The sequence below is a fragment of the Diaphorobacter aerolatus genome, assembly GCF_014489535.1.
Lineage (GTDB): Bacteria > Pseudomonadota > Gammaproteobacteria > Burkholderiales > Burkholderiaceae_C > Diaphorobacter_A > Diaphorobacter_A aerolatus.
Map to the genome: position 1 here is coordinate 1,731,372 of NZ_CP060783.1, position 18,625 is coordinate 1,749,996.

Sequence of the window (18,625 nt, forward strand, 5' to 3'; positions counted from 1 at the left end):
CTCATGGAAATCTTTGACTACGACAACATCCTGCTGCTGCCACGCAAGTGCCGCGTGGAAAGCCGCTCGGAATGCGACACCAGCGTGGAACTCGGTGGCCGCTGCTTCCGCATTCCCGCCGTGCCTGCCAACATGAAAACGGTGGTGGATGAAAACATCTGCACCTGGCTCGCGCAGAACGGTTACTTCTACGTGATGCACCGCTTCGATCTGGACAATGTCCAGTTCGTCAAGGACATGCACGCCAAGGGCACATTCGCCTCGATCTCGCTGGGCGTGAAACAGCCCGACTACGATACCGTGGACCGCTTCGTCGCCGAGGGCCTGTGCCCCGAATACATCACCATCGACATCGCCCACGGCCATGCCGACAGCGTGAAGAACATGATCGGCTACCTGAAGGAAAAACTGCCCAAGGCCTTCGTGATTGCCGGCAACGTGGGCACCCCGAGGCCGTGATCGATCTCGAGAACTGGGGCGCCGACGCGACCAAGGTCGGCATCGGCCCCGGCAAGGTCTGCATCACCAAGCTCAAGACCGGCTTCGGCACCGGTGGCTGGCAGCTCTCCGCGCTCAAGTGGTGCGCGCGCGTGGCGACCAAGCCCATCATCGCCGACGGCGGCATCCGCAGCCACGGCGACATCGCCAAGAGCATCCGCTTCGGCGCCAGCATGGTGATGATCGGCTCGCTGTTCGCGGGCCATGAGGAATCACCGGGCAAGACCGTGGAAGAGGACGGCCAGCGCTTCAAGGAATACTACGGCTCGGCTTCGGACTTCAACAAGGGCGAGTACAAGCACGTCGAAGGCAAGCGCATCCTCGAGCCGGTCAAGGGCCGACTCGCCGACACGCTGATCGAGATGGAGCAGGACATCCAGTCATCCATCAGCTACGCCGGAGGCAAGCGCCTCATGGACATCCGCAAGGTGAACTACGTGATCCTCGGCGGCGACAATGCGGGCGAGCATCTGCTGATGTGAACGCCGGGTCGAAAATTCGGGCCGAACGCACAGGTTTTCCGGGAGGCTCGAAATTTTGATGCATAATTGCCGTTTCAGCGATGCACACTGGTGAATCGCTTGAGGGCTCTTAGCTCAGTTGGTAGAGCAGCGGACTCTTAATCCGTTGGTCGAGTGTTCGAATCACTCAGGGCCCACCAGATACGCAAACCCGCTACGGCTTTTGGTCGTGGCGGGTTTTTCGTTGGGGCTCGTTGAATCCGTTCCCTGCGTGAAAATTCTGGAGCTTCTGCGAAACAACAGCTTTTTCGGTATATAATCGCAGACTTGCCACTTGTTCAGCATCTCTTGCCCACAAGCAGCGCAAAGGGCTCTTAGCTCAGTTGGTAGAGCAGCGGACTCTTAATCCGTTGGTCGAGTGTTCGAATCACTCAGGGCCCACCAAATATGCAAACCCGCTACGATCTTCGGTTGTAGCGGGTTTCGCTTTTTCGCGTGAGCGTTCACTGTGCCGACAGGGCTCGCCCCGGCCACATTGTCGGCAAACCCCAAAAAAACGCCCGCGCCTTTCAAGGCAGCGGGCGTTTTATCTGGGCCTGAGTGATCAGCGCGGCAGGTCGCTCGAACCCATCAGGAATTCATCGACTGCGCGCGCGGCCTGGCGGCCTTCGCGGATGGCCCAGACGACGAGCGACTGGCCACGGCGCATGTCACCGGCGGCGAACACCTTGTCCACACTGGTGGCGTAGCCGCCCATGAAATCAGTGCTGGCGCGGGCGTTGCCGCGGCCGTCTTTTTCCACGTCGAAGGCTTCGAGGACGGCGGCGACGGGGCTCACGAAACCCATGGCCAGCAGTACCAGATCGGCCTTGAGGATTTGCTCGGTGCCGGGCACTTCGGTCATCTTGCCGTCCTTCATTTCGATGCGCACGGTCTTGAGCGCGGTGACCTTGCCCTTCTCGCCGATGAATTCCTTGGTGGCAATCGCGAATTCGCGCTCGCAGCCCTCTTCATGGCTTGAAGAGGTGCGCAGCTTGTAGGGCCAGTAGGGCCACACGAGGGGCTTGTTTTCCTGCTCGGGGGCATGGGCATGAGCTCGAACTGGGTGACGCTCGCCGCGCCGTGGCGGTTTGACGTACCCACGCAATCGGAGCCGGTGTCGCCGCCGCCGATCACGATGACGTGCTTGCCGTCAGCGCGGATCTGGCCCTTGAGCTTGTCGCCCGCGTTGATCTTGTTTTGCTGCGGCAGGAATTCCATCGCGAAATGGATGCCGTCGAGATCGCGGCCCGGCACCGGCAGATCGCGTGACTGCTCTGCGCCGCCGGTGAGCAGCACGGCGTCGAATTCCTTTTTCAGCGCCTCGGGCGTGACGGTTTCCTTGGCCCAGTTGGTGACCTTGGAGTCCTTGCCCAGACCGTCCTTGGCTGCACCCACGAACACGCCGGTGCGGATTTTCACGCCTTCGGCTGCAAGCTGTTCGGCACGGCGGTCGATGTGCGTCTTCTCCATCTTGAAGTCGGGAATGCCATAGCGCAGCAGGCCGCCGATGCGGTCGTTCTTTTCGAACAGCGTCACGTCATGGCCGACGCGCGCGAGCTGCTGCGCCGCCGCCATGCCGGCGGGACCGGCACCGATCACGGCGACCTTCTTGCCGGTCTTGCGACTGGCCGGCTGCGGCTTGACCCAGCCTTCTTCCCAGGCCCGGTCGATGATCGCGTGCTCGATCGACTTGATGCCGACGGGATCGTCGTTGATGTTCAGCGTGCAGGCCGCCTCGCAGGGCGCGGGGCAGATGCGGCCGGTGAATTCCGGAAAGTTGTTGGTGCTGTGCAGCACCGTGATCGCGCTCTTCCAGTCCTGGTGATAGACGAGATCGTTGAAGTCCGGAATGATGTTGTTGACCGGGCAGCCGCTGTTGCAGAACGGCGTGCCGCAGTCCATGCAGCGCGCGCCCTGGATGCGTGCCTGTTCGTCATCGAGGGCGATGACGAATTCCTTGTAGTTCTTCAGGCGCTGGTCGACGGGCTCGTAGCCTTCGTCGATGCGCTCATATTCCATGAAGCCTGTGGTCTTTCCCATGATCGTGGTGTCCTTGAATTTATGAATCTCGGTTGCTTGAAGTGGCCGGCCGCATCGCCTTATTTGGCGGGAGCGGTCTCCTTCTTGGTCTTGGTCGCAACGGGAGGTGTTGCGGGGTCTTCAAGCACCATGCGTTCATAAATTTCCGACAGCGCGCGCTTGTATTCGGTCGGGAAGACCTTCACAAACTTGCTGCGCGATGCGGCCCAGTTGTCCAGCAGGTCGCGGGCGCGGCGGCTGCCGGTCCAGCGTGCATGGTCTTCGAGCAGCTTCTTGAGCTGCGCCTCGTCGGTCTGGTCGCGGTGCCAGATGCCGCGTGCCACGGTCGAGTTCTGCTCTTCGGCAGGCAGGATGCGTTCGAGCGCAACCATCGACATGTTGCAGCGCGAGTCGAACTGGCCGTCCTCGTCGAACACGTAGGCCACGCCGCCGCTCATGCCGGCCGCGAAGTTGCGCCCGGTCTTGCCGAGCACGACCACGGTACCGCCGGTCATGTATTCGCAGCCATGATCGCCCACGCCTTCGACGACTGCCGTGGCACCCGACAGGCGCACCGCGAAACGCTCGCCGGCCACGCCCGCGAAGAATGCCTCGCCGCGCGTCGCGCCGAACATCACGGTGTTGCCGACGATGGTGTTGGCGGTCGACGCGCCACGGAATTCATGGCTCGGGCGCACGACGATGCGGCCACCCGACAGCCCCTTGCCGGTGTAATCGTTGGCCTCGCCGGAGACGTTCAGTGTGATGCCCTTGCACAGGAATGCGCCGAACGATTGACCGCCCGTGCCTTCGAAGTGCACACGGATCGTGTCGTCGGGCAGACCTTCGGGGTGCACCCTGGTGACCGCGCCCGAGAGCATTGCGCCGACCGAGCGATTCACATTGCGCGCCACTTCCATGATGCGCACGCTCTCGCCGTTCTGGATGGCAGGCTGGCAGCGCTCGATGAGCTTCATGTCCAGCGCCTGATCGAGCTTGTGGTCCTGCTTCTCGACATGGAAACGTGCCACTTCTGCCGGCACCGGGGCCAGCGCGAACAGGCGCGAAAAATCGAGGCCCTGGGCCTTCCAGTGCTCCACGCCCTTGCGGGTGTCAAGCAGGTCGGCACGGCCGATCAGTTCGTCGAACTTGCGCAGGCCGAGCTGCGCCATGATCTGGCGAACTTCTTCGGCGATGAAGAAGAAATAGTTGACGACGTGTTCGGGCTTGCCGCTGAACTTCTTGCGCAGCGTCGGGTCTTGCGTGGCAACGCCGACGGGGCAGGTGTTCAGATGACACTTGCGCATCATGATGCAGCCTTCGACCACCAGCGGAGCGGTGGCGAAACCGAATTCGTCGGCGCCCAGCAAGGCACCGATGACCACGTCACGGCCGGTCTTCATCTGGCCATCGGCCTGCACGCGGATGCGGCCGCGCAGGCGGTTGAGCACCAGCGTTTGCTGGGTTTCGGCGAGACCGATTTCCCACGGCGAACCGGCGTGCTTGATCGACGACCACGGCGACGCGCCCGTGCCGCCGTCGTGACCGGCGATCACCACATGGTCGCTCTTGCACTTCGCAACGCCTGCGGCAATCGTGCCCACGCCGACTTCAGACACCAGCTTCACCGAGATGTCGGCGTGCGGAGCCACATTCTTCAGATCGTGGATCAACTGCGCGAGGTCTTCGATCGAATAAATGTCGTGATGCGGCGGTGGCGAAATCAGGCCGACGCCCGGCACCGAGTAGCGCTGCATGCCGATGTATTCGGTGACCTTGCCGCCCGGCAGTTGGCCGCCTTCGCCGGGCTTCGCGCCCTGTGCCATCTTGATCTGAATTTGATCGGACGAGACCAGATATTCCGCCGTCACGCCGAAGCGACCGGATGCCACCTGCTTGATCCTGGAGCGCAGCGAATCGCCATCGAGGAGTTCGATGTTGGCCTCGACCTGTGTCTCGCCGATCACCGAAGCCAGCGTCTCGCCCTTCTTGATCGGAATGCCCTTGAGTTCGTTGCGATAGCGCTTGGGATCCTCGCCGCCCTCGCCCGTGTTGCTCTTGCCGCCGATGCGGTTCATCGCCACGGCGAGCGTGGCGTGAGCTTCGGTGGAAATCGAGCCGAGCGACATCGCGCCGGTGGCAAAACGCTTGACGATCTCGGATGCGGGCTCGACCTCCTCCACGGCGATGGCTCTCGCCGGATCGACCTTGAATTCAAACAGCCCGCGCAGCGTCATGTGGCGCTTGCTCTGGTCGTTGATGATCTGCGCGTATTCCTTGTAGGTACTCCAGTTGTTGGCCCGTGTGGAATGCTGGAGCTTGGCGATGGCATCGGGCGACCACATGTGCTCCTCGCCACGCGTGCGCCATGCGTACTCGCCGCCCGCGTCGAGCATGGTTTCGAGCACCGGATCGTCGCTGAATGCGGCAACGTGGTTGCGGATGGCTTCCTCGGCCACTTCAAACACGCCGATGCCCTCCACGCGGCTGGCGGTGCCGGTGAAGTACTTGTCGACGGTCTCGCTGTTCAGGCCCACCACCTCGAACAACTGCGCACCGCAGTAGCTCATGTAGGTGCTCACGCCCATCTTGGACATGATCTTGGAGAGCCCCTTGCCCACCGCCTTCACGTAGTTGTAGATCGCCTTGTCGGCCGACATCTCGCCCGTCATGTCCTTGTGCAAATCGGCCAGCGTTTCGAGCGCGAGGTAGGGATGCACGGCTTCCGCACCGTAGCCCGCGAGCACGCCGAAATGATGGACTTCGCGCGCCGAACCGGTCTCCACGACGAGACCGGCCGTGGTGCGCAGGCCTTCGCTGACCAGGTGCTGGTGGATCGCGGACAGCGCGAGCAACGCAGGAATCGCCACTTGCGTGGAGCTGATGTTGCGGTCGCTGATGATCAGGATGTTCGCGCCGCCCTTGATCTCGTCCACCGCCTGCGCGCACAGCGAGGCGAGCTTGGCTTCCACGCCTTCCTTGCCCCAGGTGAGCGGGTAGGTGATGTCGATGGTCGCGCTCTTGAACTTGCCGTGCGTGTATTTTTCGATCTCGCGCAGCTTGGCCATGCCCTTGAAGTCGAGGATCGGCTGATGCAGTTCGAGACGCATCGGCGGGTTCACCTGGTTGATGTCCAGGAGGTTGGGCTTGGGGCCGACAAACGACACCAGGGACATCACGATGGCTTCACGAATCGGATCGATCGGCGGGTTCGTCACCTGCGCGAACATCTGGCGGAAGTAGTTGTACAGCGGCTTGTTCTTGTCGGACAGCACGGCCAACGGGCTGTCGTTGCCCATGGAGCCGATACCCTCCTCGCCGTTCTTGGCCATGGGGCGAGCAAGAACTTGATGTCTTCCTGCGTGAAGCCGAAAGCCTGCTGGCGCTCCAGCAGCGGCAGCGCGGACACGGGCTGCTGCACATCGGCAGGCACATTCACCTCGTCGAGCTTGATGCGCAGGTTCTCGATCCACTGCTTGTAGGGCTTGGTGTTGACGACGTTGGCCTTGAGCTCGTCGTCTTCGATCAGACGGCCCTGCTCCAGATCGATCAACAGCATCTTGCCCGGTTGCAGACGCCACTTGCGGATGATCTTGCTGTCGGGCACGGGCAGGACGCCGGCTTCGGAGGCGAGGATCACGAGATCGTCATCGGTCACGACATAGCGCGATGGGCGCAGGCCGTTGCGGTCCAGCGTGGCGCCAATCTGGCGGCCATCGGTGAACACGATGGAGGCCGGTCCGTCCCATGGTTCGATCATCGCGGCGTGGTATTCGTAGAACGCGCGACGACGCTCGTCCATGGATTCGTGCTGCTCCCACGGCTCGGGGATCATCATCATCACGGCCTGGCTGATCGGGTAGCCGGCCATGGTCAGCAGTTCGAGGCAGTTGTCGAACGTGGCGGTATCGGACTGGCCCGCAAAGCTGATCGGATAGAGCTTCTGCAGATCGTCGGCCAGCACCGGCGACGCCATCACACCTTCACGCGCCAGCATCCAGTTGTAGTTGCCGCGCACGGTGTTGATTTCGCCGTTGTGCGCCACGTAGCGGTACGGGTGCGCGAGCGGCCACTCGGGGAAGGTGTTGGTCGAGAAACGCTGATGCACCAGACCGATGGCCGACACGCAGCGCTCGTCGGCGAGATCCTTGTAGTACACGCCCACCTGATCGGCCAGCAGCAGGCCCTTGTAGACCACGGTGCGGCTGCTCATGCTCGGCACATAGTATTCCTTGCTGTGCTTGAGCTTGAGGTTCTGGATGGCGGCCGAAGCGGTCTTGCGGATCACGTACAGCTTGCGCTCGAGCGCGTCCTGCACGATGACGTCGGCGCCGCGGCCAATGAAGACCTGGCGCAGGATGGGTTCCTTTTCGCGCACCGTGGGCGACATCGGCATGTCGCGGTTCACCGGCACGTCGCGCCAGCCGAGCAGCACCTGGCCTTCGGCCTTGATCGCGCGTTCCATCTCCTGCTGGCAGGCCAGACGCGAGGCATGCTCCTTGGGCAGGAAAATCATGCCGACGCCGTATTCACCAAGCGGAGGAAGCTCCACGCCCTGCTTGGCCATCTCTTCGCGATAGAGCTGGTCGGGAATCTGGATCAGAATGCCCGCGCCGTCGCCCATGAGCTTGTCCGCGCCTACGGCACCACGGTGATCGAGATTTTCCAGAATCTTGAGCGCGCCGGTCACGATGTCGTGACGCTTCACACCCTTGATGTGGGCGACGAAGCCCAGGCCGCACGCGTCGTGCTCGTTGGACTTCGAATACAAACCGTGTTCTTGCAAGTGCTGGATTTCTGCTGCCGTAGTCATGGCGCTCTTCCTCAATTTATCGCGGGGATAGCAAGAATAGTGCAACGCAACATCAAGACGCAAGTGTTTTAATTAGGGTCAGAACATGATTTAAAAATTCACATTCTTCGCTATGGATATTTGGGGACATATCAATTTTTATAGCAAACACCTCCGTGAATTCGGCAGGGGCCGCGTTTTATACGCGCCGATCCTGGTCGCTGGGTGGCCTTCCAGCGCGCGACTTCACCACGCGGCGCGCTGTGGACTGTTGCAACGATGCCAGAAAATCCGCATCGCCAAGCGCCCAGCCATTGAGGGCACTGTCGGTGATCGCCCGCTGTTCCGTCGCCGATACGCCTTCGCGTACCAGCGCGGCATAGGCCTCGTCGCGTGCAAACGGGGTATTGCCCAGATCCCAGTACAGGGGATGCGGTGTGATCAGCCGATCCGAGCGCAGTCCGATGTAGTGCCCGTGGCTTGACCAGCGAAATTCCGCTGGGTCGCTGCACAGCCCGTTGCGCACGGGGTTCAGATCGAGATACGCCATGCATGGCAGCAGATGGCGCTCGGCCTGGATCAGGGTATTGCGATAGCGTCCCTCCCACAGCGTGCCCGAGCGGCCATGGCGCTGGTTGAAATAACGCACGTAGCGCCGCCCCACCGCCTGCATCAGCAGCGTGAGTCCACGCTCGACCTGCGGCGTGGCGAGCAGGTGCAGGTGGTTGTCCATGAGCACGTAGGCGTGCACGGCGACCTGCTGCTCGCGCGCGTACTGGCACAGCAGCCCCCACATCACCTCGCGATCGGCCGCGTCTAGGAAAATCGGCTGACGATTATTGCCCCGCTGGATCACGTGGTGCGGATAGCCGGGAAGGGTCAGGCGAGGTAGGCGGGCCATGGAGAGCGAAGCAGCGGACGTGGGCAGGGGGAAACAGCGTCCGATGATAGGCCAAGGCTGGGGCCTCGCTCAGTCCAGCAGGTCGGAATAGTCTCCGCGCTCGAAGCCTTGCGTCGCCTTCCAGGGCTCCGCCAGCGGCAGCGGCAGTTTCGCGGCGGTGACCACGATGCGCTCCAGCCCATGTGCGTCGCTGCGCTCGATGCGGCGCGCAAACTGGTTGGCGACGTCCCAGTCGATCAGCGTCGTGTGCTCGCCCACCACGCTGCGGTAGCGCTGCACGCCGCCCCTTGCGCTGCCCACCCGCTCCATCTTCCTGAGGCTCGCGGGCGGCACCATCCAGTATGCGTTCTCGAACGAGCCGCCCCACCCCACGTTACCGTGATGCGCTTCATCCACGCTGATCACCCGGCGCAGCTTGGCAAGCACCACCTCCACCTGGACCTTGCCATCGTCGCCGCGCTTGACGGACAGCGGCGCGGCGCGTGCATCGTCATGCGCATGACCGGCATGCGGGCCATGCGCGGGCTCATGGCCATGCTCGAGGCTCTCGCGCAGCGCCTCGGGGAAGACACGCTCGATCCACACCTGGCCTGTGCGGCGGTAGACGCGATTGGAATAAATGCTGCTGCGCCTGACGCCGTCGTTGCCCGTGCTCGCGGCTTCGTAGGTGATGCGCAGATCCAGCTCCGGCGTGGTGGTGATCGCCTGACTGGTGATCGCGACGAAATCCAGCCCCGATGCGGAAACGGTTTGCGCGCACACGGTCGCGCCGGAACCGGCCGCGATGCACACGACGAGCACGGCGCGTGAGACCACGCGGCGGCGCCGTGAAAAGGTATTCAGAAATTTCATCGATTCAAACTCATGCGGGAACCGGTGCCGTTTCGGAATTCAACGGCAGCGGTTCGTTCCAGAGATGCGGCCAGGGTTGCCCGGCCCCAGGCCGAGGTCACAGTCCAGCGGCTTCCTTGACCTTGTTGAACACCTTGGTGTTGTCCATCGTGCCTTTGAAGATCTTCGCGCCCGCGCCGCCCGCAAACAGCATCACGTCGCCACCACCATGCGTCTCGGCGCCCGGAGTGCCGAGGTTCACGCCCACTTCCTGCAGATAGTTGTCGTCGGTCGTGTCGATATTGCTGACGTCGTCGCGCGATGCGCCGCGTGCCGGGGCGATCCACGGTTTGTTGCCGTCTTCCGGGTTGACCTTGCTCGATGCCGACTCGTTGGGACGGCCACCATTGCCGAACACCAGCGTGGTGTAGGGCTTGCCATCCTGCGCCTTGACGACCTCGCCGCTCTGGTAGTCCTTGACCTTGCCGAGAATCGGATTGCCGATCTTCGAGTAGCCGTTGAATACCATGTTGTGGTCATGATCGGCGGTCACCACGATCAAGGTGTTTTTGAGGCCAGGGTCCTTCTTTTCCATGTAGGCCATCGCAGTCTCTACGGCGCTGTCGAGTGCCAGTGTGTCCTCGAGCGCGCGCTTGGCGTTCGTGCCATGCAGCGCGTGATCGATGCGGCCACCTTCGACCATCAGGAAGAAGCCCTTGCTGTTGCGCGTGAGCACGTCGAGCGCCTTGCTGGTCATGTCCGCGAGGCTGGGCTCGTCGAGCCGCTGCTTCACGCGATCAAGCTCGTAGGCCATTTCGCTTTGGGTGAACAGGCCGAGCAGCTTTCCGGTCGAGGTGGCGTTGAGCGACGCCAGCTCGCTGCCCCGGCTCACATAGGTGTAGCCCTTGGCCTTCATCAGATCGACCAGATTGGCGTCGTCCGTGCGCTTGCTGGCCGGATTCACCGACTTGGGTAGATAGTTGCGCTGGCCGCCACCCATGAGCACGTCGATGCCATCACCAAGACGCGCGTTGTACTTTGGGTGCCCCGGCACGGACTGCTCCGCAATCGTGTTGTAGCCGTTGCGATTGCAGATGTGCGCATAGGTCGCGGCCGGCGTGGCGTGGCCCACGCGCGTGGTGGACACTGCCCCGACCGCGCGCCCTTGTGCCTTCGCGAGTTCAAGCAGCGTCACGGCTGGCTGGCCGTTGCTGGCCTGGCATGTCGAATCTTCGCCGTTGATGTACTGCTTGCCGTCGGATGCATAGGCCACGGTCTCGGCCGACATGGAGATGACTTCGTTGTTCATCTTCACGCCCGTCATGTAGGCGGCCATCGAGGGTGCGCTGTCGGTGGTCTGACCATCGCGCGAGAACGTCTTCACGCGCGCCGCATGCGACAGCGACTGCATGACCAGCGCGGCGCGTTCGCTGCTTGCAAGCGAACCGGGCTTTTGCGCGAGTTGCTTTTCGCCCTTGTAGATGCGGGCGGCCGTCACCGTGACGGGGCCCATACCGTCGCCCAGAAAGAAGATCACGTTCTTCGCCTCGCCAGCGGCCTGCGCGCCGAGCGGCAGCGTGCCTGCGAGAGTCAGCGCAACGAACGATTTGCGGAAAGATATCGGGTGCATGTTGAATTCCTTGAGTGTCTTGTGAATGCCAGATCGGTCATGTGCGCATCAAAGACTGATGCTCTTCTTGATCAGCTTGAACACGTCGGTGTTTTCGATCACCCCGGAGAACGAATCGGCACCCATGCCCTGCGCGCCGAGAAACACATCCGCGCCGCCGTGGGTTTCGGTGGCCAGCGGGACGACGGCCTCCTGTAGATAGTCACGGCTCTCAAGCGCTGCCTCGTTGATCACGCCGCGCGCAGCGGGCCGGTTGGGGCCGTTGCCGAAACCAAGAATCGTGTAGGGATTGCCATCAACGTCGGTGGACGCCTTGCCATTCACGTAATTCTTCACGAGGCCGAGAATGCCGGGCTTGCCCGCTTCGGTCTTGCCCGTGCGCTGGGCATAGCCGTTCAGGTGCAGCGTGTGATCGTGGTCCGCCGTGACGACCACGAGTGTGTTTTTGAGGCCCGGATCGGCCTTCTCCATTTTCACCAGTGCGGTTTTCAGGGCGTCGTCGAACGCCACCGTATCCTGAAGCGCGCGCCGGGCGTTGGTGGCATGCAGGGCATGATCGATACGGCCGCCCTCGACCATCAGGAAAAAGCCTTTGTTTCGGCCGAGCAGCGCATCGATGGCCTTGCCGGTCATCTCGGCGAGGCTCGGTTCCTTGCTCGCGTCACGGTCCAGGTCATAGGCCATGTGATCCTTGGAAAAGAGACCGGCGATCTTGACCTTGCCATCCACGGGGAGCTTGTCGAACTCCGCCTTGTTGGCCGCGAGGCTGTATTTCTGCGTCTTGAGTTCGCTGAGCAGATTGCGTCCGTCGTTGCGCTTGCCGCCTTCAGCCTTGGGCGTGAAATAGCTGGTGCCACCACCAAAGATCACATCCACGCCATCGCCCAACGCCGCGTTATAACCCTTGCCACCGGGCACGAGCGCGGCCGCAATGGTGTTTTCGGCATCACGATGGCAGACGTGCGAATAGGTCGCCGCCGGGGTGGCGTGCGTGATGCGCGTGCTGGTGACGACACCGGTTGCGTACCCGGCGGCCTTCATCTGCTCGAGCAGCGTCGCGACGTTCTTGCCGTTGGTCTGCGGGCAGGTGCTGTCGAAGTTGCTGTGATAGGGCTTGCCGCCCGCATCCGTGGCCTTGGTATCGGGCGACATGGAGATGACCTCGTTGTTCATCTTCACGCCCGTCATGTAGGCCGCCATCGATGGCGCGCTGTCCGTGACCTGCGCGTCGTTGGAGAAGGTGTGCACGAAGGCAGTCTCGGGCAACCGGTCCATGGCAAGCTCGCCATCCTCGCCCACGCTGTAGATGCGCGCGGCGGTTATCGTGGTGATGCCCATGCCATCGCCCAGAAAAAACAGCACGTTCTTCTTGCCAGACGACGTCGTCACCAGATGATCGCCGCCGCCACAGGCGCTCAACAACAGTGCTGCACCGACGACGGCGCTGCACAAAAGCTTTCGGTTCATGTGAATTCCCTCCTGAATGGAAGCAGCGAATCACGGCATGAAAGCGCACGGGTACGCACAGGCGGATCGCTGCACAAAGTCACACAAATTTAGTCAGCCAGAATGACGGCCCAATGACATTCTCGCGGTCGGCGAATGCCTTTGATGCAGCGCAAATCAGCGCATGGGGCCCGCGTTCATCAAGCTCATAACGGTTGTTCGTCAGTGCGCTGCCGGATCCGGGTCGGCGGCAGGCAGTTGCGGAAAGCGATGGGCGAGCGACTGCTCCAGGCCGAATTCCGCCAGAATCGCGCGCAATCGCTCCGCAGCGCTGCGCTTTTTCTGGCCGGTGTAGCGCGCAAGAATCAGCTCGTTCTTCATGCTGTGTTCCCAGCCCACCAGTTCGGTCACGGTGACCTGGTAGCCGCTCGCTTCCAGATAGAGGCAACGCAGCACATTGGTGATCTGGCTACCCAATTCGCGTGTGTGAATCGGATGGCGCCAGAGTTCGGCAAGCGGCGTGCGCGAGAGCTGTAGCGCCTTGCCCTGGCGCAGACAGGTAGCGACTTCGGCCTGGCAGCAGGGCACGAGCACCATCGCGCGAGCCTTCTTCTCGAGCCCGAAAGCGATGGCATCATCGGTTGCGGTGTCGCAGGCATGCAGCGCAGTAATCATGTCGATACGCTCGGGCAGCTCCTGAGACTGCGTGGATGCGGCAACCGAGAGATTGAAAAATTTCATGCGATCGAAGGCCAGTTGCGCGGCCAAATCGCGCGAGCGCTCGACCAGTTCGCCGCGCCATTCGATGCCAAAGATCTCGCCGCGTCCGAGTTGCTTGAAGAACAGGTCGTAGAGGATGAATCCCAGATAGGACTTTCCGGCACCATGGTCCGCGAGTGTGGGCGCGTGATCGTTGGCGGCGAGTTCGGTCAGCACCGGTTCGATGAATTGGTAGAGGTGGTAGACCTGCTTGAGTTTGCGGCGCGAGTCCTGATTCAGTTGCCCCTCGCGGGTGAGAATGTGCAGCTCCTTGAGAAGCTCGACCGACTGGCCGGGCCGCAGCTCGGCCAACACGGCCGCCTTGGCCGCGTCGGCCTTGGAGGCATGCTGCTTCTGCAACCCGGGCCTGCGCTGTTGCTGCTGCTGCTCTTTTTGCCTGGAGGAAGACATGTCTTTCACGCCTTCGCCTGCTGCGACTGCGGCGCTCGCGCATGCGGACATGCATGCGCACCCACGTCGAGCGCATCCCAGCCGGATTTCCCCAGTGCTTCCAGTACCTCGATGTTGCGCTCGAAAATCTCCCCGGCTTCGGGAAACGCCTCGACCGCCTTGTCGATACTTTCCTCGCGCAGCAGATGCAGCGTCGGATAAGGTGTGCGATTGGTGCAATTGCCCACGTCATCCACGTCGGTACCGTCGAACTGAAACTGCGGATGAAAGGACGCCACCTGAAGAATGCCGCCGAGGTCCAGCGCCTCGACCATGTCGTCGGCCAGTTCCAAGAAGTCGTTAAAATCCAGAAAGTCCGCCAGGCAATCAGGGGCCATCAGCAGCGTCGTGTCGCGCTTCTCGGCAGAGATTTCCGCGAGCGCCTCCAGTTCGCGATGCAGATCGTCGGCCAGTTCCCGCGCGTCCGTGGCGTGGCTCACCACATAGTGAATCTGGCCCTTAACGTGCACCCCTTTGGCAAACGGACACAGGTTCAGTCCGATCACCGCTTTTTCGAGCCATTGAATGGTGTCGGCAATCACCTGCTCGTCGCGCGCGGCGATGGTGGAATCTGTGGAGGAAGCGGAAGTTTGCTCTTCGGACATGGACGTATTTCGTGGGAACCCTGCTGGGCCTGCATTTTAGGCGCTCGTCTTTTTTCTCACCCGCGCACGGGCCATGCACCTGCCGCGGCTCAGTCGTTCAAGAGCCGCGTGCCCGTCAGGCGTTCATGTTCGCGCGCGGCGTAGCGATCCGTCATGCCCGCAATGAAATCGGCCACCACGCGTGCGCGCTTCATCGCCTCGCCCGAAGCCATTGCAGCGGCGGCCTGCGCAGGCGGCATTTCCGTGGGTGATTCAAAATAAATGGAGAACAATTCCTTCACCACGCGTTGTGCAAGCGCCATCGTTCCCACCACCTGGGGATGGCGATACAGCTCGCGAAACAGGAATTGCTTGAGCGCCGTCGATTCGGCGCGCATCGCGTCGGAAAAGCACACCAGCGCGGGCAGGCGCCGCACATCGTCGACGCTTTGCGGCGCATGTTCCGCAATCGCTTTTGACGTCGCGCGGATCACGTCGTAGACCTGATCGCTGAGCATGCGCCGGATGGTTTCATTGAGCAGCCGTCGCTGGCCCGACTCCGGCGGCAAATGGGGATAGGCCTCCAGAGTCTGCCGACGATACCGCTCGAACAGCGGCACCGAGCACAGCTGCTCCATGCTGATCAGGCCCGAACGAACACCGTCATCCACATCGTGCGCGTTGTAGGCGATCTCATCGGCCAGGTTGCATAACTGCGCCTCCAGGCTGGGTTGCCAGCCATGCAGAAAACGCTCGCCGACACCTCCGGACTCGCGCTGTTCGATGAGTTGCGCATTGCGCCGCGAACAATGCTTGAGGATGCCCTCGCGCGTCTCGAACGTGAGATTGATTCCGTCGTAGTCGGGATACCGCTCTTCAAGCACGTCCACCACACGCAGACTCTGCAGGTTGTGCTCAAAGCCGCCGTAGTCGTTCATGCATTCATTGAGCGCGTCCTGCCCGGCGTGTCCAAACGGCGTGTGCCCCAGATCGTGCGCAAGGCAGATGGCTTCGACCAAATCCTCGTTCAGCCGCAGCGAGCGGGCAATCGAGCGTCCCAGTTGCGCCACCTCCAGCGAATGCGTGAGTCGCGTGCGGAACAGATCGCCCTCGTGATTGAGAAACACCTGCGTCTTGTAGACCAGCCGACGAAACGCCGTGGAATGCACGATGCGATCACGATCACGTTGGAACTCGGACCGCGTCGGCGCAGGTGGCTGCGCAAAGCGGCGTCCGCGACTTTGATTGGAATGACACGCGTAGGGGGCGAGAACCGCATTGAACTCTTGCAATCCAGGCTCCTCGCGTTCGCTGTCAGTCATCTCCACAGCAGGCATCGATCACTTCACGCACCAGCGCGTCGGGCGCTGGCCGCATGATGGCCTTGCCTGGCCCGTCGATCAGCACAAAGCGGATCTCGCCCGCCTCCGACTTCTTGTCGATCCGCATCAGTTGCAGATAGCGTCCCGCGTTATCACTCGCATCAATGCGTGGGCCGCGCACTGGCAGTCCTGCGCGCGCAATCAAGTCGCGCAACCGCTGCACGAAGGCCGCATCGACAAGTCCCAGTCGCTGCGACAGTTCGGCCGCCATGACCATGCCTGCCGCAACGCCCTCGCCGTGCAGCCACGCACCATATCCCATGCCCGCTTCAATCGCATGACCAAAGGTATGCCCGAAATTAAGAATCGCGCGCAGGCCGGCCTCACGCTCGTCCTGCCCCACCACCCAGGCCTTGATTTCGCAACTGCGCTTGACCGCATGGGCCAACGCCGCACGATCACGGCGGAGCAAGGCTTCCATGTTGTCTTCGAGCCATCCCATGAACTCCATGTCCGAGATCGGGCCGTATTTGATGACTTCGGCAATCCCCGCAGCGAGTTCACGCGGCGGCAAGGTATCGAGCGTGTCCAGATCACACACCACCAACCGCGGTTGGTAGAACGCACCGATCATGTTCTTGCCAAGCGGATGATTGATGGCCGTCTTGCCACCGACGGACGAGTCCACCTGCGCGAGCAAGGTGGTGGGCACCTGCACGAACGGAACGCCGCGCATGTAACTGGCCGCGGCAAACCCGGTCATGTCACCAATCACGCCCCGCCAAGCGCGAAAAGCACGGCTTTGCGGTCGGCCCCGTTTTCAAGAAGTGCGTCAAAGATTTTCTGAAGTGTCTGCCAGGTCTTGAACTCCTCGCCGTCGGGAGGATGACCGCATGCACGGTTTGATAGAACGACGAAAGAGATTCGACAGTCCTGTCGAGGTACAACGGAGCAACCGTTTCATTCGTGACGACAAACGCCGCCGTAGCCGTTGGCAGGCCTGCATTTCGGCCCAACGCATCCAGCAAATGATCGCTAATTTGAATTTGATAGCTGCGGTCACCGAGGGATATGTCGACCTCTGAACCATGACCGGATGCGGGATCGTGGTGTTGCGCGTTGGGAATGAGCATGGCCGAAGTGTAAGCCACATCAAACGGCTCGCCATTCAGGCGACATGCATACGCACAAGACACCCGCGCCACAAACAACAAGGCCCAAGAGAGACTCTTGGGGCCTTGTTTATTTTTCATTCAGATTTCATCGCGAATGACGAGAAATCCGAAAAGAGCTGCACTGCGATCAACGTCCAATCGTCACTGGATCCGTGCCTTCCGGAGTCTCCGGAACGATGGCTGGGCAATCCCTCACGGTGACCGTCACCCTGCGCGAGCTCACCAGGTTACCCCGGGTAGCCGTCACAACGTAGCCGTATGGAGCGCATGCCACACCAGGATCCTTCGCTGTTGGCGAAGCAGGTGTGCCAGCCAGCACGCCCGTGTTGCCGGAAGTCCCCATCGTCAGCCAATTGCTGGGCTGAACACTCCACACGATGGGCGCCGTCGAATCACCACCCGTGGCGGAAAACGCGTAGATGTACGGCAGTCCGCTGGTAGCGCTTGGCAACGCGCACGAAGCGCCGGATTCGATGCTGCAACCGCTCAGCGTGATATTGAGCGGAGTGAAGGTTGGCGAACCACCCACCGTCATCGTCACATTCTGCGATACCGTTTTGCCCAACGAATCAGTGACCCGCAAGCTGAAGTTGTACGAGCCGGTAACGTTGGCTGAAGGCACACCGGTGATCAAGCCCGCGCTATTCAATGTCAGGCCCGGGGGCAGAGCACCCGTCACTGACCACGTGTAAGGAGCATTGCCGCCGGTCGCTTCCAATACAAGGCTATAAGGAGCGGCCAAGGTAGCGTCGGGGATTGTGGTCGTCGCAATGGTCAAAGGCATACTCGACGCAATTTGCTCCACCGCATTCACCACCAGCAGCGAAGAAACCGGATCCTGAATGCCGTTGGCGATATTGTTGTCGCTGCGATCGGTCACAAACTCGAGCAGAATCGGACCCGCTTCCGCTCCACTGCGAAGCGCAAAGGTCCCAATGCCACCCGAGGTCGCCATCTGGACCACGCCTCCCACCTGACTACCCCAGGCGAGCTTTGCGCCCGACGCAGCAGCCGTTGTGGGGCGAATGCTCACCTGCAAATTCGCGGCACTCGGATTGGCGATGGCCTGATTGGCATCGTCAAACACGTTGGCCTGCACGGCAACACTGGTCGGCAAATTGATCACGTTGGTGCTGGTTCCGAGCGTTGTATCGGCTTGCGCGCGCCCCGTGATCCATGCAGCCTTGCCAGTCGCCGCGCCAACGGTGATGCTCACGTCACTGGAATAGGACTTGCCATCACGCGGATCAACGACCGTGCAACGGATTTGGGCCGTGCCCACCTTTTCCCCAGCGTGGAAGTGGAAGGATGCGGAGCCTGAATTTGAGTCAAGAGTGATGGAACGATACGCTGTTGGCGTCTTAATCCCGTTAACATCCGTTTCATGCTCGGACTTGCCGTCCAGATAATACAAAGCTCCGGAATCCAGTCCTTGTACCAAATTACAGGAAAACGCCCCGATTTTGTCCGGAACGACCATGCCGCCCGTTTTCGCGCTCACATAGAGAGTGGTCGTATAGTTGGCGTAAGCCCCTATTCCGGCGCCATTCTGCCCAGGATTTATGTTCAGCGGCAGCGACGACTTCTCGGTCCTCAACTCGATACTGTATTGCTGCGCGGACGTACCGCCGCTTCCACCACCACCGCCGCAGGCAGCAAGTGTCGCGATCGCGAGAAGCGACGACAGCCTCAAAATATTTTTCATCTCATTCACC

General features: G+C 61.6%; 8 protein-coding genes, 2 tRNA genes and 4 pseudogenes. 3 read left to right on the plus strand and 11 right to left on the minus strand.

What is annotated here, in order from left to right:
• The first annotated feature begins 3 nt into the window (after nt 1-3).
• The 3 genes and pseudogenes from H9K75_RS08060 to H9K75_RS08070 all read left to right on the plus strand — a co-directional run bounded on the left by H9K75_RS08060 (nt 4) and on the right by H9K75_RS08070 (nt 1,403).
• Nucleotides 4-980, plus strand: a pseudogene (locus H9K75_RS08060) (GMP reductase).
• A 103-nt stretch (nt 981-1,083) separates the two neighbouring features.
• Nucleotides 1,084-1,159, plus strand: a tRNA-Lys gene (locus H9K75_RS08065).
• A gap of 168 nt (nt 1,160-1,327) precedes the next feature.
• Nucleotides 1,328-1,403, plus strand: a tRNA-Lys gene (locus H9K75_RS08070).
• A 160-nt stretch (nt 1,404-1,563) separates the two neighbouring features.
• Here H9K75_RS08070 and H9K75_RS08075 read toward each other — a convergent pair.
• The 11 genes and pseudogenes from H9K75_RS08075 to H9K75_RS08125 form a co-directional block, all read right to left on the minus strand.
• A pseudogene (locus H9K75_RS08075) lies at nt 1,564-3,041 on the minus strand (glutamate synthase subunit beta).
• Between the two features lie 59 nt (nt 3,042-3,100).
• Nucleotides 3,101-7,833 (minus strand): annotated as a pseudogene (locus tag H9K75_RS08080) (glutamate synthase-related protein).
• A 178-nt stretch (nt 7,834-8,011) separates the two neighbouring features.
• A complete protein-coding gene (locus H9K75_RS08085) occupies nt 8,012-8,713 on the minus strand; it encodes a transposase (protein ID WP_187725379.1) in 702 nt (233 codons plus the stop codon).
• A gap of 69 nt (nt 8,714-8,782) precedes the next feature.
• Nucleotides 8,783-9,565: a hypothetical protein gene (locus H9K75_RS08090; RefSeq protein WP_226858603.1), complete on the minus strand. Its 783-nt coding sequence runs from the start codon at nt 9,563-9,565 to the stop codon at nt 8,783-8,785.
• A gap of 97 nt (nt 9,566-9,662) precedes the next feature.
• Nucleotides 9,663-11,174, minus strand: coding sequence for an alkaline phosphatase (locus tag H9K75_RS08095; protein ID WP_187725380.1), 1,512 nt, complete (start codon nt 11,172-11,174; stop codon nt 9,663-9,665).
• A gap of 48 nt (nt 11,175-11,222) precedes the next feature.
• Nucleotides 11,223-12,641 carry an alkaline phosphatase gene (locus H9K75_RS08100; protein WP_187725381.1) on the minus strand — a complete coding sequence of 473 codons (1,419 nt, stop codon included), beginning with the start codon at nt 12,639-12,641 and terminating at the stop codon, nt 11,223-11,225.
• Between the two features lie 201 nt (nt 12,642-12,842).
• Nucleotides 12,843-13,790, minus strand: coding sequence for a class I SAM-dependent methyltransferase (locus H9K75_RS08105; RefSeq protein WP_187725382.1), 948 nt, complete (start codon nt 13,788-13,790; stop codon nt 12,843-12,845).
• Between the two features lie 5 nt (nt 13,791-13,795).
• Nucleotides 13,796-14,434, minus strand: coding sequence for a DUF1415 domain-containing protein (locus H9K75_RS08110; RefSeq protein WP_187725383.1), 639 nt, complete (start codon nt 14,432-14,434; stop codon nt 13,796-13,798).
• 89 nt (nt 14,435-14,523) lie between these two features.
• A complete protein-coding gene (locus H9K75_RS08115; RefSeq protein WP_187725384.1) occupies nt 14,524-15,735 on the minus strand; it encodes a deoxyguanosinetriphosphate triphosphohydrolase in 1,212 nt (403 codons plus the stop codon).
• Nucleotides 15,728-16,868, minus strand: a pseudogene (gene aroB, locus H9K75_RS08120) (3-dehydroquinate synthase). The gene H9K75_RS08115 and the pseudogene aroB overlap by 8 nt, the downstream one beginning before the upstream one ends.
• Before the next feature lie 169 nt (nt 16,869-17,037).
• A complete protein-coding gene (locus tag H9K75_RS08125; RefSeq protein ID WP_187725385.1) occupies nt 17,038-18,615 on the minus strand; it encodes an Ig domain-containing protein in 1,578 nt (525 codons plus the stop codon).
• Nucleotides 18,616-18,625: the final 10 nt, after the last annotated feature.

What these genes read in the sequence shown, in the direction of transcription:
- H9K75_RS08085 (WP_187725379.1), bottom strand. Translation starts at nt 8,713, where the DNA reads ATGGCCCGCCTACCTCGCCTGACCCTTCCCGGCTATCCGCACCACGTG.
- H9K75_RS08090 (WP_226858603.1), bottom strand. Translation starts at nt 9,565, where the DNA reads ATGAAATTTCTGAATACCTTTTCACGGCGCCGCCGCGTGGTCTCACGC.
- H9K75_RS08095 (WP_187725380.1), bottom strand. Translation starts at nt 11,174, where the DNA reads ATGCACCCGATATCTTTCCGCAAATCGTTCGTTGCGCTGACTCTCGCA.
- H9K75_RS08100 (WP_187725381.1), bottom strand. Translation starts at nt 12,641, where the DNA reads ATGAACCGAAAGCTTTTGTGCAGCGCCGTCGTCGGTGCAGCACTGTTG.
- H9K75_RS08105 (WP_187725382.1), bottom strand. Translation starts at nt 13,790, where the DNA reads ATGTCTTCCTCCAGGCAAAAAGAGCAGCAGCAGCAACAGCGCAGGCCC.
- H9K75_RS08110 (WP_187725383.1), bottom strand. Translation starts at nt 14,434, where the DNA reads ATGTCCGAAGAGCAAACTTCCGCTTCCTCCACAGATTCCACCATCGCC.
- H9K75_RS08115 (WP_187725384.1), bottom strand. Translation starts at nt 15,735, where the DNA reads ATGACTGACAGCGAACGCGAGGAGCCTGGATTGCAAGAGTTCAATGCG.
- H9K75_RS08125 (WP_187725385.1), bottom strand. Translation starts at nt 18,615, where the DNA reads ATGAAAAATATTTTGAGGCTGTCGTCGCTTCTCGCGATCGCGACACTT.